General features: G+C 71.5%; 11 protein-coding genes. 9 read left to right on the top strand and 2 right to left on the bottom strand.

What is annotated here, in order from left to right:
* Positions 1-113: 113 nt before the first annotated feature.
* Positions 114-422, bottom strand: a complete 309-nt coding sequence (locus AB0N02_RS23380) for a hypothetical protein (protein ID WP_363950116.1) — start codon at positions 420-422, stop codon at positions 114-116.
* Between the two features lie 161 nt (positions 423-583).
* Positions 584-1,891, bottom strand: a complete 1,308-nt coding sequence (locus AB0N02_RS23375; RefSeq protein ID WP_363950113.1) for an NAD(P)/FAD-dependent oxidoreductase — start codon at positions 1,889-1,891, stop codon at positions 584-586.
* 378 nt (positions 1,892-2,269) lie between these two features.
* On the opposite strand from AB0N02_RS23375, the gene AB0N02_RS23370 reads away from it, so the two are divergent.
* Genes AB0N02_RS23370 through AB0N02_RS23330 form a run of 9 tightly spaced genes read left to right on the top strand, consistent with a single transcriptional unit; the run spans position 2,270 to position 13,698 of the window.
* Entirely contained in the window at positions 2,270-3,889 is a 1,620-nt protein-coding gene (locus AB0N02_RS23370) for an ABC transporter substrate-binding protein (RefSeq protein WP_363950111.1), read from the top strand.
* Positions 3,890-3,892: 3 nt separating this feature from the next.
* Entirely contained in the window at positions 3,893-4,903 is a 1,011-nt protein-coding gene (locus tag AB0N02_RS23365) for an ABC transporter permease (protein WP_363950108.1), read from the top strand.
* Positions 4,903-5,754: an ABC transporter permease gene (locus tag AB0N02_RS23360; protein WP_363950105.1), complete on the top strand. Its 852-nt coding sequence runs from the start codon at positions 4,903-4,905 to the stop codon at positions 5,752-5,754. Before AB0N02_RS23365 ends, AB0N02_RS23360 begins: the two co-directional genes overlap by 1 nt.
* A 6-nt stretch (positions 5,755-5,760) precedes the next feature.
* The gene (locus AB0N02_RS23355) at positions 5,761-7,896 is read left to right on the top strand and encodes an ABC transporter ATP-binding protein (RefSeq protein ID WP_363950102.1); all 2,136 of its coding nucleotides are present in this window, start codon (positions 5,761-5,763) and stop codon (positions 7,894-7,896) included.
* Positions 7,897-7,904: 8 nt separating this feature from the next.
* Entirely contained in the window at positions 7,905-9,959 is a 2,055-nt protein-coding gene (locus AB0N02_RS23350; RefSeq protein WP_363950100.1) for a hydantoinase/oxoprolinase family protein, read from the top strand.
* The gene (locus AB0N02_RS23345; RefSeq protein ID WP_363950097.1) at positions 9,956-11,659 is read left to right on the top strand and encodes a hydantoinase B/oxoprolinase family protein; all 1,704 of its coding nucleotides are present in this window, start codon (positions 9,956-9,958) and stop codon (positions 11,657-11,659) included. The genes AB0N02_RS23350 and AB0N02_RS23345 overlap by 4 nt, the downstream gene beginning before the upstream one ends.
* Positions 11,656-12,894 carry an amidohydrolase family protein gene (locus AB0N02_RS23340; RefSeq protein WP_363950094.1) on the top strand — a complete coding sequence of 413 codons (1,239 nt, stop codon included), beginning with the start codon at positions 11,656-11,658 and terminating at the stop codon, positions 12,892-12,894. Before AB0N02_RS23345 ends, AB0N02_RS23340 begins: the two co-directional genes overlap by 4 nt.
* A complete protein-coding gene (locus tag AB0N02_RS23335) occupies positions 12,887-13,300 on the top strand; it encodes a DUF4440 domain-containing protein (RefSeq protein WP_363950091.1) in 414 nt (137 codons plus the stop codon). Before AB0N02_RS23340 ends, AB0N02_RS23335 begins: the two co-directional genes overlap by 8 nt.
* Positions 13,301-13,314: 14 nt before the next feature.
* Complete coding sequence (locus AB0N02_RS23330) at positions 13,315-13,698, top strand: TIGR04076 family protein (protein WP_363950089.1); 384 nt, start codon at positions 13,315-13,317, stop codon at positions 13,696-13,698.
* Positions 13,699-13,707 lie beyond the last annotated feature (9 nt).

Below are 13,707 nucleotides of genomic sequence, written 5' to 3'. Positions count from 1 at the left end.
CTGATGGCTGGAGAGGTGGGGGATGCTCTTTCCGGAAGGGGTGGCCGCCGGGGACGCCGTGTGGCAGCCGGGATACCGGTGCCCGTTCGCGGATGACGACCGCACGGAGAAGGTCAGCGCTTGATCACGCTGACGGAGACGATCGTCCCGAGGTTCACCGTGACAGAGGAGGTCTGTCCGGCGGGCTTCCACGGCCCGGAGATCTGCTGGAGGCCGGGGATCCACGGGTTGGGGTGCCGGAAGACCACGGAGACATAGTGCTCGCCGGTGCCGCCGGCGCAGTAGCTGGAGGCCGTCGATCCCGAGACGCTGGTGGTGCAGTTGTCCGGGATCGCGTAGGCGCCGGACGTCGTGCCCATCAGCAGGCCGGTCGTGAGCAGTGCGGTCGTGGAGAGGGCAGCCGCCCACTTGCTGGCTTTCACGTGTGCTTCCTCCGTGGGGGTTGGAGCGGCGGAAGTGGCCGGCCGGGCTTTTCCTTAGGAAAGTTTCCTAAAAGAAAAGATACTTGCCTGGGAAGACGAGTCAAGGGTCGTCCGGAATGTGATTTCCGCACCGGAGCGAAACCCCACGTGAGGGTCGCGTCTCAGCTCTGGCGGACCTCCTCGCCGGGGGCGCAGCTCTCCAGGGGGACCTGCGAGCCGTGCACCAGGTCGAGCTGGACCGTCTGGCGCGGCAGTACCGTGTCCAGCAGCCAGTTCCCGGCGATGCGCGCCCGGCCCCGCGGTACGGCGAGCAGGTGGTAACCCCGGGTGACCACCTTGGCGGGCAGCCCGGACAGCGATACGCCCAGCGGGTTCGCGGCGGCCTTGAGCCCTCCCAGGTCGACGACGAACCCGAGGTCGTCGTGCCGGTACGGCTCGCGCTTTCCCCGGCCGTAGGAGGCCGCGATGTTGCGCGCGGCGCGCCTGCCCTGGCGGCCGGCGTGCTGGGCGGTCATCGCGGTGTACTCGCCCGGCCTGGTCAGGTCGGGAACCGCGGCCGCGTCCCCGCAGGCGAAGATCTCCGGGTGGCCCGGCACGGTGAGGTACTCGTCGACCAGCAGCCTGCCCTTCTCCGTCGGCAGCCCCAGTGACTCCACGAGCGGGTCGGGCCGCACGCCCACGCACCAGATCAGCGAGCGGGTCGGCACGAACTCCCCGTCGGAGAGCTTGACCCCGGCGGAGGTCGCCTCGGCCACGCTGGTCCCGGTGCGGATCTCGATCCCGCGTTCGGACAGGGTGTGGTGCGCGGTCCGCGACAGGCGCTCGTCGAGTTCGGGCAGGATGCGCGGGGCCAGGTCGGCGAGGATCCAGCGGACCGGCCGGTCGCGCAGGCCGGGCCGCCGCCGGTGCGCGGCGAGGGTCAGCAGCTGCCCCTGCGCCGCCACCTCGGTCCCGGTGTATCCGGCGCCCACGACGACGAACGTGCAGCGGGCCCGGCGCTCCTCGGGGTCGTCCGAGGCGTCGGCGAGCTCGATCTGGCGGATGAGGTGGTCGCGCAGGTAGAGGGCCTCGGCGATGCTGCGGAAGCCGTGCGCGTGCTCGGCGACCCCCGGCACCGGCAGCAGCTTGTTGACGCTGCCGGCGGCGATCACCAGACGGTCGTAGCGGAGGTCGCGGTGGCCTCCCTCGGCGTCGGTGCAGTGCACCCGCCTGTCGTCCACGTCCACCGACGTCACGGTGGCGAGCAGGTGCCGTACTCCCGGGCAGGTGCCCGACAGCGGGATCGCGACCTTGCGCGGGTCGAGGATCCCGGCCGCGACCTCGGGCAGCAGCGGCAGGTAGAGGAAGTAGTCGGTCGGGTTGATCAGCGTGATCTCGACGGCGCCCCTGGCGATCCGGGAGAGGGTCCTGGCCGCGGTGAAGCCCGCGAAGCCCCCTCCCACGATGACGACTCTCTGACGTTCGGTCATGTCCGTGAGCCCTTCCCGGTCGTGGAACCCCTGTGGTGCTCGCGTGCCCTTTCCACGCGAGATCAAGCATCGGGGCGGTGGAGGGCGTGTCGTCAGGCGTGATCGTTTCTACGTGACACGGTTTGTGAAATTCAGTGAACAAACCTTCTCGGAAGGGCTTGGTGATCCTTTAGGGGGCGCTTTCATCAGCGCGTTTGCGTGTGAACAAATTTTTATCCCTTGTTCACTGAACTCAGGTCTGATAGAACAAACGGCACGTGTAGGCCAGGTGGGCGGTGAACGGGAACGAGCCGTCCGCCCCGTGGCCTATTTCTTCGCGGCCTCTGGAGGACTGCCATGCCCGGCTTCGCTCGCCCGGACAGCTCGGGATCGCCCATCTTGTCCCGTCGCTCGGCTCTCCAGCTGGGCGGCGGAATCGCTCTCCTGCTCGCGAGCGGCTGCGCCGCGGGCACCAAGGCCGGTTCCGCCGGCGCCGGCGGTGCCTCGCAGGGCCCCGGGGCCTCCACGCTGCGGATCGCGGTCAACAGCTACATCAGCAGCTGGGACCAGGACTTCGTGGGCTTCGACCTGATCGCCCTGATGCTCCACAAGAACGTCTTCCCCTACATGATCGACTACGGCGTCAAGCCGGTCGACGGCGGCCAGATCCTCGACACCTCGGGCATCGCCCCCACCTTCGCCGAGTCCTTCGAGCCCGACGCGGACAACAAGGTGTGGACGCTCAAGCTGCGCAAGGGCGTCAAGTTCGCCAGCGGCAACGAGATGACCGCCAAGGACGTCAAGTGGTCCAAGGACCGGGCCTTCGCCGCGCAGGCGAACGTCGCGGGCATCTACCGGCTGATCGGGCTCACCAAGGCCGACCAGGTCGAGGTCGTCGACGACTACACCGTCCGCTTCCACCAGGCCTTCCCCAGCGCGCTGACCCGGCAGATCCAGGCCATCTCGCTGTACGTCTTCGACTCGGAGGAGGCGAAGAAGCACGCGACGGCCGACGACCCCTGGGCCAAGGAGTGGTTCGCCAAGAACGCGCCGACCGGTGGCTACTTCAACGTGGAGAAGGCCACCCAGGGGCAGGAGGTCGTGCTGACCGCCAACACGGGCTACCCCGGCCCCGACGGCGCCAAGGCCGCGAAGATCCGGCTCAGCGTGGTGCCCGCCGCCTCCAACCAGCGCCTCCAGCTGCAGAACGGCGACATCGACATCGCCTTCGGCATCAGCCGGCGCGACATCAAGGACCTGAAGAACACCAAGGGCGTCAAGGTCATCTCCGCGCCGAGCAACAGCCAGGTCACCGTCCAGATGTCGACCACCACGGCGCCCTTCGACGACCCCCGGGTGCGCAAGGCGCTCGCCTACGCCGTGCCGTACGAGCAGATCATCGCCAACGTCTACGGCGGCGACGCCAGGCCGTCCAAGAGCATTGTGCCGCTGGACATGCCCGGCTACTCGGAGACCGGCTACCCCTACACCTACGACCTGGCCAAGGCCAAGCAGGCGCTGGCCGAGGCGGGCAAGGGCCAGATCAGCTCCGAGCTGGTCTTCCAGACCGACAGCGACGAGCAGCAGCAGCTGGCCGTGCTCGTGCAGAGCGAGGCCAGGAAGGCGGGCATCGAGCTGAAGCTCACCGCGCTCGACCCCGCGACGCTCGCCGAGCGCAGGGAGAAGCGGAACATCCCGCTGCAGATCACGCTCGGCGAGCTCTGGGTGAACGACGTGGAGTACATGCTCGGCACCAGCCTCACCAAGGCGGCCAACCTGAACTACTCCAACTACACCAACCCGGAGATCGAGAAGATCTTCGAGCGCTCCCACACCGTCGTCGACGAGGCGAAGCGCGCCGAGCTGTGGCTGCGCGTGCAGGAGATCCTGGCCGAGGACGTTCCCTGGATCATGGTCTGCCAGCCCAACTTCACCCTTCCGGTGCGCGAGGAGGTGGCCGGATGGGTGCAGCCGATGGACGGTCTCGCCCGGCTGCGTTACCTGAGCATCGCCAAGTGATCCATGCGTATCCTCCGCTTCGTTCTCGCACGGCTGCTCCAGCTCGTCCCGGTGCTCCTCGGGGTGGTCGTCCTCACCTTCCTCCTCGTCAGGGTCCTGCCGGGTGACCCGATCCGGACCATCCTCGGGCCCAACGCGACGGAGGCCGACGCCGCCGCCGCGCGGGCCAGGTTCGGACTCGACCAGCCCCTGTGGCGGCAGTTCCTCGACTACGTCGGGGGACTGTTCACCGGCGACTTCGGCACCTCGATCCAGAGCGGCGCCCCCGTGGGCTCCGAGATGGCCGTGCGGGTCGGGCCGACCATGGAACTCGTCGTCATCGCCCTGGCCGTCGCGCTCGTCGGCGCCACCGTGTTCGGCATCTGGTCGGCGCGGCACGCCGGCCGGTTCGGCGACCACACCGTCCGCGTCGCGGCGCTCGTCGGCAACTCCGTCCCGGAGTTCTGGCTCGGCCTGGTGCTGGTCCTGGTCGCCTACAACGGCCTCGGCTGGGCCCCGGCGCCCAGCGGTCGCGTCGACCCGGACACCGAGCTGAGCCTGATCACCGGCGCCGACCTGCTCGACGCGGCGCTGACGGCCAACGGGCCCGCCTTCGTCTCCGCGCTGGAGCACCTCGTGCTTCCGGTGGCCACCCTGGTGATCGTCATCATCGCGCCGCTGCTGCGCAGCGTCCGGGCCTCCGCGCTGGAGGTGCTGGGCTCGGAGGCCTACACCGCCGCCGCCGCGCACGGGCTGAAGCAGCGGCTGCTGCTGCGCGGCTACCTCCTGCGGGCGGCCCTGGTACGGCTGCCCGCCCTGGCCGCGCTGGTGTTCGGCTTCGCCATCGGCTCGACCGTGCTCGTCGAGTACGTCTTCTCCTGGCAGGGCTTCGGCCAATGGGCGCTGCGCGGCCTGCTGTTCCGGGACTACCCGGTCGTGCAGGCGTCGGTGCTCGTCATCGCGCTGTTCTACGTGGTGGTCTTCCTGATCGCCGACGTGGTCCACGCGATCCTCGACCCGAGAGTGAGGATCTGATGGCCGCGACCGCACGAGTCCGGGAGACCGGCGGGGAGGGCCGGTTCGCGTCGTCCCTGATCAGGGTCGGCTCGGCCCTGCTGATCCTGGTCGTCGCGGCGGCCCTGCTCGCGCCGCTGCTGAGCTCCTGGGGCCCCGAGGAGATCGACTCCGCGGCCTCCCTCGCCGCGCCGGGCGGCGCCCACCTCCTGGGCACCGACCTCAACGGCATGGACGTCTGGAGCCGGGTCCTGCACGCCGCCCGCCTCGACCTCGGCATCGCCGTCGCGGCCGTGGCCCTGGCGGTCGTCGCGGGCAGCCTGGTCGGCCTGGTCGCCGGATACCGGGGCGGCTGGATCGACGACGTCCTGATGCGGGTGCTGGACGTCTTCCAGGCCTTCCCCACCTTCATCCTGGCCCTGGCCGTCGCCGCGCTGCTGGGCAGCGGCACGGTCAACCTGATCGCGGTCATCGCCCTGGTGAACGCGCCCGCCTACGCCCGGCTGGTCCGCGCCGAGGTGCGTTCGGTCAGGGAACTGCCCTTCATCGAGGCCTCCCGCACCTCGGGCTCCTCCTCCTGGGTCGTGCTCTGGCGGCACGTGCTGCCCAACAGCCTCACGCCCGTGCGCGTCATCGCGCCGCTCAACTGCGGCTGGGCGATGCTCACCCTGGCGGGGCTGTCCTTCCTGGGGCTCGGCGTCCCGGTCCCCACCGCCGAATGGGGGGCGATGATCAGCCTCGGCACCGGCGACGTCGTCGCGGGCCGGTGGTGGACCTCGGTACCGCCCGGCCTCTTCCTGCTCATCAGCGTTCTGGGCTTCAGCCTCCTCGGCGAGGGCCTGCAGGAACGCGCCGACTCCACCAGGAGGTGACGGACGATGACACTCCTTTCGATCGAGGACCTCTCCGTCGTGATCCGCAGACCGGGCCGCGAGGTGGCCGCGCTGAGCGGGGCGAACCTGCGCGTCGGCTCCGGCGAGGTCGTCGGCCTGGTCGGTGAGAGCGGCGGCGGCAAGAGCATGGTGGCCCGCTCGATCGTCGGCCTGCTGCCCGCGGGCTCGGACGCGACGGGCCGGGTGCTCTTCGACGGCACGGACGTGCTGACGATGGACCGTGCCGCGCTGGAGGCGTTCCGCGGGAAGGGGGCGGCGATCTGCTTCCAGAACCCGCGAGGCGCGCTCAGCCCGACCCGCACCGTCGGCCGCCAGCTGGTCGACCGGCTGGTCACCCACCGGGCCATGACCCCGGCGACGGCCGCGGAGACCGCCGCCGAGCTGTTCGAGTCGGTCGGCATCCGCGACCCGAAACGGCGCCTGGGGGCCTACCCGCACGAGCTGTCCGGAGGCATGGCGCAGCGCGTCATGATCTCGCTCGCCACGGGGTGCGCCCCCGGCCTGCTGATCGCGGACGAGCCGACCACCGGCCTGGACGTGACCCTCACCCGGGAGATCCTGACCCGCTTCAGGAGCGCCGCGGACACCGAGGGGCGCGGCGTCCTGCTGATCTCCCACGACCTGGCGTCGATCGCGGAGGTCTGCGACCGCGTCGTGGTGCTCTACGCGGGCACGGTGGTCGAGAGCGGCCCCGCCGCCCGGGTGCTGAGCGAGCCGGCCCACCCCTACACGCGGGCGCTGCTGCGCTCGGTGCCCGACATCGACGGGCGCCCCGTGGCCGTCACCGGGGGCTCGATGCCGCTGATGCGGCAGGCGCCGTCCTCCTGCCCGTTCGCGCCGCGCTGCGCGCACGCGACCGAGTCGTGCACGGCGGAACGCCCCGTGACCGGGAACCTCACCCCGGACTGGAGCGTCGCCTGCTTCCACCCCCGCTCGAAGTCCGCCGCCGGCCCGTCCGGTACGGCGTCGCGGAATCCGTCCGGTACGGCGTCGCGGAAGACGGACCGCCCGGAGACCGGCGCGCCCGCGGCGGAGGCGCCCGAGGTGAGGGCGTCCGAGGTGAAGGCGTCCGTTCCGAACGGTGCCGCCCCGGGCGGGTCCGCCGGGAACGGGCGTCCCGCGAGCGCCTCCGCCGGCGGGGGCCCGCGCCCGGACGGGGACGGGACGGTCCTGAGGATCGAGGACGCGCACGTCGTCTACCGGGGCCGTTTCGGCGGCGGTCACCACGCCCTGCGCGGGATCGACCTCAGCGTCGCCGCGGGGGAGACCCTCGGCGTCGTCGGGGAGAGCGGCTGCGGCAAGAGCACCCTGGCCCGCCTGATGCTCGGCCTGGTCCCGCCCGCGCGGGGCCGTGTCGAGGTGGCGGGCCGCGACCTCGCCCGGGTGCGCGGCAGGGAGCTGCGCATGCTGCGCACCCGGGCCCAGATGGTCTTCCAGGACCCCATCGGCTCGCTCAGCCCCCGGCGCACCGTGGAGGACGCGATCGGGGAGCCGCTGCGCGCCGCCGGGGTGCCCGCCAAGGAGGTGGCCGAGCGCGTCGCCCGCGCGCTCGAACGCATGGAGCTGGACCCGTCGATCCTGCGGCGGCGCCCGCACGAGCTGTCCGGAGGCCAGGCGCAGCGGATCGGCATCGCCCGCGCGCTCGTCGGCGACCCCGACCTCATCGTCTTCGACGAGCCGACCTCGGCGCTCGACGTCACCGTGCAGGCCCAGATCCTGAAGGTGATCGCCGAGGTCAGCGGCGACCGCTCGCGCGGCTCGGTCTTCATCTCCCACGACCTGGCGACGGTGCGCGGGTTCTGCGACCGGATCGTGGTGCTCTACCTGGGCCGGATCGTGGAGGAGGGCCCCGTCGAGGAGGTCTTCGGCAGCCCCCGCCACCCCTACACCCGGGCGCTGCTGTCCAGCGCGCCCAGCCTGGGCGCCGGGTTCACCGGCCCCCAGGTCGAACTGACCAGAAACCTGGAGGACGCGGGCGCCGTCGAGGGCTGTGCCCTCGCGTCGCGCTGCCCCTTCGCCATCGACGAATGCCGGGAACAGGAGCAGGAGCTCCGGCCCCACGGCGCGAGCCTGGTCGCCTGCCACCGCGCCGCCGAGATCTCCGAGCTGATCGAAAGGTGACATCCGTCATGCCCGACCCGAAGCGCATCCGACTGGCCGTCGACATCGGCGGCACCTTCGTCGATGCGATGGAACTCGACACCCGCACCAACGAGGTGCGGTTCCGGAAGGCCTCGACGACCCCCGCCAGACCTTGGGAGGGAGTGCTCGACGCGGTCACCGCCCTGGGCACCGACCTGTCCGAGGTCGAGCTCTTCATCCACGGCACCACCCTCGGCCTCAACGCGGTGCTGGAACGGCGCGGCGAGCCGACCGGGATCATCACCAACGAGGGCTTCCGCGACGTCTTCCTGATCGGCCGGGGCAACGTGCCCTCCGACCACATGTACGACTTCCAGTACGAACGCCCGGAGAGCCTGGTACGGCGCCGCCACACCGCCGGCGTCAGGGGACGGCTCGACCACCGCGGCCGGGTCGTCGAGGAACTCGACGTCGAAGGGGTGAAGGAGGCCGCCCGCGTCCTGGTCGAGGAGCAGGGCGTGGTGTCCATCGCCGTCTGCTTCCTGCACTCCTTCCTGGACCCCTCCCACGAGCGCGAGGCCGCCCGCGTCATCCGCGAGGCCTACCCCGGGGTGACCGTCTCGGTCTCGACCGACATCGTCCGGGAGTACCGCGAGTACGAGCGGACCAGCACGACCGTCCTCGACGCCTACATCCGGCCGATCTTCGAAAGGTACGTCGACCGGCTGGAGAAGGGGCTGGCCGAGCGGGGCTTCGACGGCCGGTTCCTGATCATGCGCTCCGGCGGCGGCTCCATGACGTCGGCGGTGGCCAAGACCTCCCCGACCCACACCGTGCTGTCGGGCCCGGCGGGCGGCATCGTCGGCGCCGCGCACATCGCCGCCGCCCTCGGCCGCCGCGACCTGCTCACCTTCGACATCGGCGGGACCTCGCTGGACGCCTGCGTGATCGAGCACGGCTCCCCGGTCGCCGCCTACGAGGCGCAGCTGGAGCACTTCCCGCTGCTGATCCCCACCTACGACATCCGGACGATCGGGGCCGGAGGGGGCTCGATCGCCTGGCTGGAGCGGGGACTGCTCAAGGTGGGCCCGCAGAGCGCGGGCGCCGACCCCGGCCCCGTCTGCTACGGCAGGGGCGGCACGCGCCCGACCGTCACCGACGCCGCGGTCGTCCTCGGCTACATGGACCCGGACCGCTTCCTGGCCGGGACCATGGGCCTGCAGGCCGAGGCGGCCCGCAAGGCGCTCGACGAGCAGGTGGCCGGGCCGCTCGGGCTGACCCCGGAGGCGGCCGCCGCGGGCGTCTTCGACGTGCTGCTCGCCAAGACGGTCGGCGCGGTCCGGCAGATCACGGTGGAGCGGGGACACGACCCCCGGGGCTTCTCGCTGCTCGCCTTCGGCGGGGCCGGGCCGCTGCTCGCGCCGCTGCTGGCGGCGGAGATGGGCATCGGCGAGGTCATCGTGCCCTTCGCGCCGTCCGGCTTCTCCGCCTGGGGCATGCTCAGCGCCGACATCGTCGACGACTTCTCCCGGACGGTGATGGCCACCCTCGACGACGCCGACCTCGACGAGCTGGAGGCGGTGTTCAAGAACGTCGAGGCCGAGGCGGTCGCCTCCCTCCGGGCGCAGCAGGTGTCCGCCGAGCACATGGTCCTGGAGCGCCAGTTCGAGCTGCGCTACCTGGGCCAGGAGCACTCGCTCGTCGTCACCACCGGTCGCGACCTCGACAGGGACGCGATCAGGCGGGCGTTCGAGGAGACCCACGCCGCGCGGTACGGCCACGCCATGGACAACCGGCTGCAGATCCTCAACCTGCGGGTGCGCGGCATCGGCCGTACGGACCGGCCCGAGCTGGTGGTGCGCCCCAGGGGCGACGGCGACGTGACGCGGGCGCTGCTGTCCCACCGCGACGCCTACGACTTCGGCACACGCGCCATCGCGTCGTTCGCCGTCTACGACCGGGCCCGTCTGGAGCCCGGTGACGTTTTCGAAGGTCCGGCCCTCGTCGACGAGGGCACCTCGACCACCGTGGTGCCCTCCGGGCAGCGGGTCGAGGTCGATGAGCACGGCTATCTCCTGGTGAAACTGACGGAGGCGTCATGACCGAGCGACTGAACGGGGCCGTTGACAGGGCCACTGACGGGGCCATCGACGGGGCCACGGCCGAGGTCGTCCGCAGCTACCTGCTCGCGGCGGCGGAGGAGATGCGCGCCACGCTGATCCGCACCTCGTTCAACCCGGTGATCTACGAGGTCCACGACTTCGGCATGTCGATGTACGACGCCGACCTGCGGCTGATCGCCGAGGCCACCGGCCTCACCTTCTTCCTCGGCGCCAACGACTTCTCCCTGCGCAAGGGCGTGGAGTACGTCGGCAGGGAGAACCTGCGGCCGGGCGACGTGGTGCTGCTGAACTACCCGTACTGGAACGCGGCCCACGCCTACGACGCGACGCTGTTCTCCCCGATCTTCCAGGGCGAGGACCTGGTGGGCTTCCTGTGCGTGCGGGCCCACTGGATGGACCTGGGCGCCAAGGACCCGGGATACGTGCTCGACTCGACCGACATGCACCAGGAGGGGATGATCTTCCCGGGGACGAAGGTGTTCTCCGGGGGAGAGCCGAACCGGGAGATCATCGAGCTGATCAGGTTCAACTCGCGGATGCCCGACCTGGTGATCGGTGACCTGAACGCGCAGGTCGCCGCGTTGCGCACCGGTGAGCGCCGGTTCCTGGAGATCCTGGAGAAGTTCGGCCGCCCGACCGTCGAGGCCGCCGTCGAGCGGATGATCGAGGACGGCGAGGCGCGCACCCGCGCCGCGCTCGCCGCGCTGCCGCAGGGAACGTGGACGGCGGTCGACTGGGTGGACGACGACGGCCTCAGCGACGAGCCGGTGCGCATGCAGGCCACGGTCACCGTCGAGGACGGCACGTTCACGGTGGACTTCGCCGGGTCCGCGCCCGCGACGCGCGGCCCGATCAACATGCCGTTCGGCGCGACCGAGGCGATCTGCAAGGTCATCCTCAAGTCGCTCACGTCGCCCGACGAGCCGTCCAACTTCGGCACGACCGTCCCCCTGCGGGTGCTGGCCGAGCCCGGCACGCTCTTCCACGCCGTCTACCCGCAGCCGACGTTCACCCTGTGGACCGGCATCGTCGCGGTCGAGCTCATCCTGAAGGCGCTGGCGCAGGGCATGCCGGACCGGCTGCCCGCCTCCTCGGGAGGGGACGTGCCGGGGTTCATGATGGTCGGCATTCACCCCGACACCGGCCAGATGTTCGCCGTCAGCAACAACGACCCGGTCGGCTGGGGAGCGACCCCCTCCCACGACGGGATGAACGCCGCCACCCACGTCTCGGGCAGCACGGGGCGGATCACCCCGATCGAGGTGCTGGAGGCGCGGACCGGGATGTTCTTCGAGCGGATGGAGATGCGCGAGGACTCCGGCGGCGCCGGACGTTTCCGCGGTGGCGTCGGACTGCGGCGCGACATTAGGTTCGTGACGCCGGGAGAGTTCCTGTCGGTGATCAAGAAGACGAAGTCGAAGCCGTGGGCGCTGGAGGGCGGCCTGGAGCCCGACCCCAACCAGGTGATCGTCTTCCCCGGCACCGACCGTGAGCGGCGGGTCAGCACCAAGCGGACCGTCGTCGAGGTCGGCGACCGGGTGACGCTGCTCACCGCGGGCGGCGGCGGGCACGGTGACCCGCGCGAACGCGACCCCGAACTGGTACGGCGCGACGTCGCCGAGGGATACGTCTCCCCGGCCGCCGCCCGGGAGATCTACGGACTGGAGGACGGGCGATGAGCGACGTCGTCATCGTCAACTGCACGGTGGCCGACGGCCGGGTCGTCAACGGCGTGGAGCCGATCGCCGACGCGGCCGTGCTGGTGCGGGGCGAGCGGATCACGCTCGCCGGGCCCCGCGAGGAGGTGCTGCGGCAGGCCGAGGGAGCCACCGAGGTGGACCTGGGAGGCGCCTACGTCACCCCGGGCCTGGTCAACATGCACACCCACCTGTCGCTGTCGCTTCCGGGCCAGGGCGGCGAGGGCGTCAAGGGGCTCAACGCCCACGAGCTGGCCCTCTACATGGCCGACGGCGCCCGCCGTACCCTGAACTGCGGCGTCACCACCGTGCGGTGCGTCGCGGAGAAGGACCACGCCGACTTCGCGCTGCGCCGCGCGATCGAGGCGGGCCGGGTGCCGGGACCGCGCGTCTTCACCGCCGGGCGGGCGCTGGTCTGCACCGGCGGCCACGGCCACGAGGGATCCGACACCCTGGAGTGCGACGGCGTCGACGGTTTCCGGCGCGGTGTCCGCGCCCAGATCAAGGCGGGCGCCGACCTCATCAAGGTGATGATCTCCGGCGGCATCGCGGGCGAGCACGAGCGCATCGACACCCGGCAGCTGTTCGCCGACGAGATGGCCGCGGTGCTCGCCACCGCGCACGCCTGGGGGCGCAAGGTCACCGCGCACGCGGGCCCGGCCCCGGTGATCGCCGAGGCCGTCGAACTCGGCCTCGACTGCGTCGAGCACGGCTACCAGCTCACCCCCGAGGTCGTGGCGAGGATGGCCGAGCGCGGCACCGCCCTGGTGCCGACCCTGCTGGTCACCCGCTGCAAGGAGTTCTTCGACGAGCTCGGCGTGCCGGAGTGGATGCAGTGCCGCTCCCTCGGCGCCGGCCCCCGGCACCTGGAGAGCTACGCCATGGCCCTGGAGGCGGGCGTCGAGGTGCTGCTGGGCAGCGACATGCCGCCGTTCTGGGACTTCCAGGGGACCAGCGCGACGGTGCGGGAACTGGAGTACATGTCCGAGGGCGGCCTCGGCCCGGCCCGCGCGCTCTACGCGGGCACCCTCGGTCCGGCGCGCTGGCTCGACGCGGACGGGGACATCGGCACCGTCGAGGCGGGGCGGTACGCCGACCTCGTCGCCATGGACGCCGACCCGCTGGCCGACACCTCGGCCTTCCGCACGATCCGCTGGGTGATGAAGGGAGGCCGGGTCGTCCGCGACGACCGGGCCGGAAAGGCGAACCATGTCTGAGACCGCGACCGCCACCGCCGGAAACGTCGCCGACGTCGAGGCGATCTCGGCGGGCATCGACGACATGTACGACGCGTTCCTGGCGGTGGACCAGGAGCGCTTCGACAGTCACCTGCACGCCGAGGTCACCACCTGGGAGACCCACCTGCCGGGCCCGCTGCGCACCCGCGCCGAGCTGGACGCCTATCGTGAGAAGCGCGACCGCTCCGGCCGCCCCGCCCTCGACGGGCTGAGCGCGCGGGACAAGCGGATCGACGTGTGGGGGGACACCGGCGTCGCCCGCTACGTGCTCGTCGCCGAGCCGCCCGGCGGCCCCGCCGAGCACAGCCGGGTGACCGACGTGCTGCGGCGGACGGACGGCGCGTGGCGCATCGTCCACCACCACTCCGAACTGCTCGGCCACTGAGAGGAGACGTCACCGTGGAAGACCCCACCGCGGAGGCCACCGTGGAAGGCGCTGTGGAGAGCACAGCGGCGGACAGCGTGGAAGACGGCGACATGGAGCTGTACGACCTGCGGGTCGTGGTCGACCGCATCGAGGGCAGATCCGTCTGCGGGATGGCGGTCGGCGACTGCTTCGAGCTGGAGAACAGCGCGCACCTGCGGCTGCCGGACGGCAAGCACTTCTGCGTGTACGCGCTCGCCTCGGTCCTGCCCTTCCTGGCGGCCAAGCAGCGTGACCTCGCCGCGGGTGACTGGCTGGCGCAGGACTCGCTGTTCGTCTGCCCCGACCCCGAGGAGCGGCTGGTGATGCGGGTCGAGCGGACCCGCCGCCGCCGGATGAACTCCGCCGACCTGACCTGAGGGAGCCCC

The sequence above is a fragment of the Streptosporangium sp. NPDC051022 genome (assembly GCF_040683035.1).
Classification (GTDB): Bacteria; Actinomycetota; Actinomycetes; order Streptosporangiales; family Streptosporangiaceae; genus Streptosporangium.
This window is presented reverse-complemented; position numbering and strand designations above follow the sequence as displayed.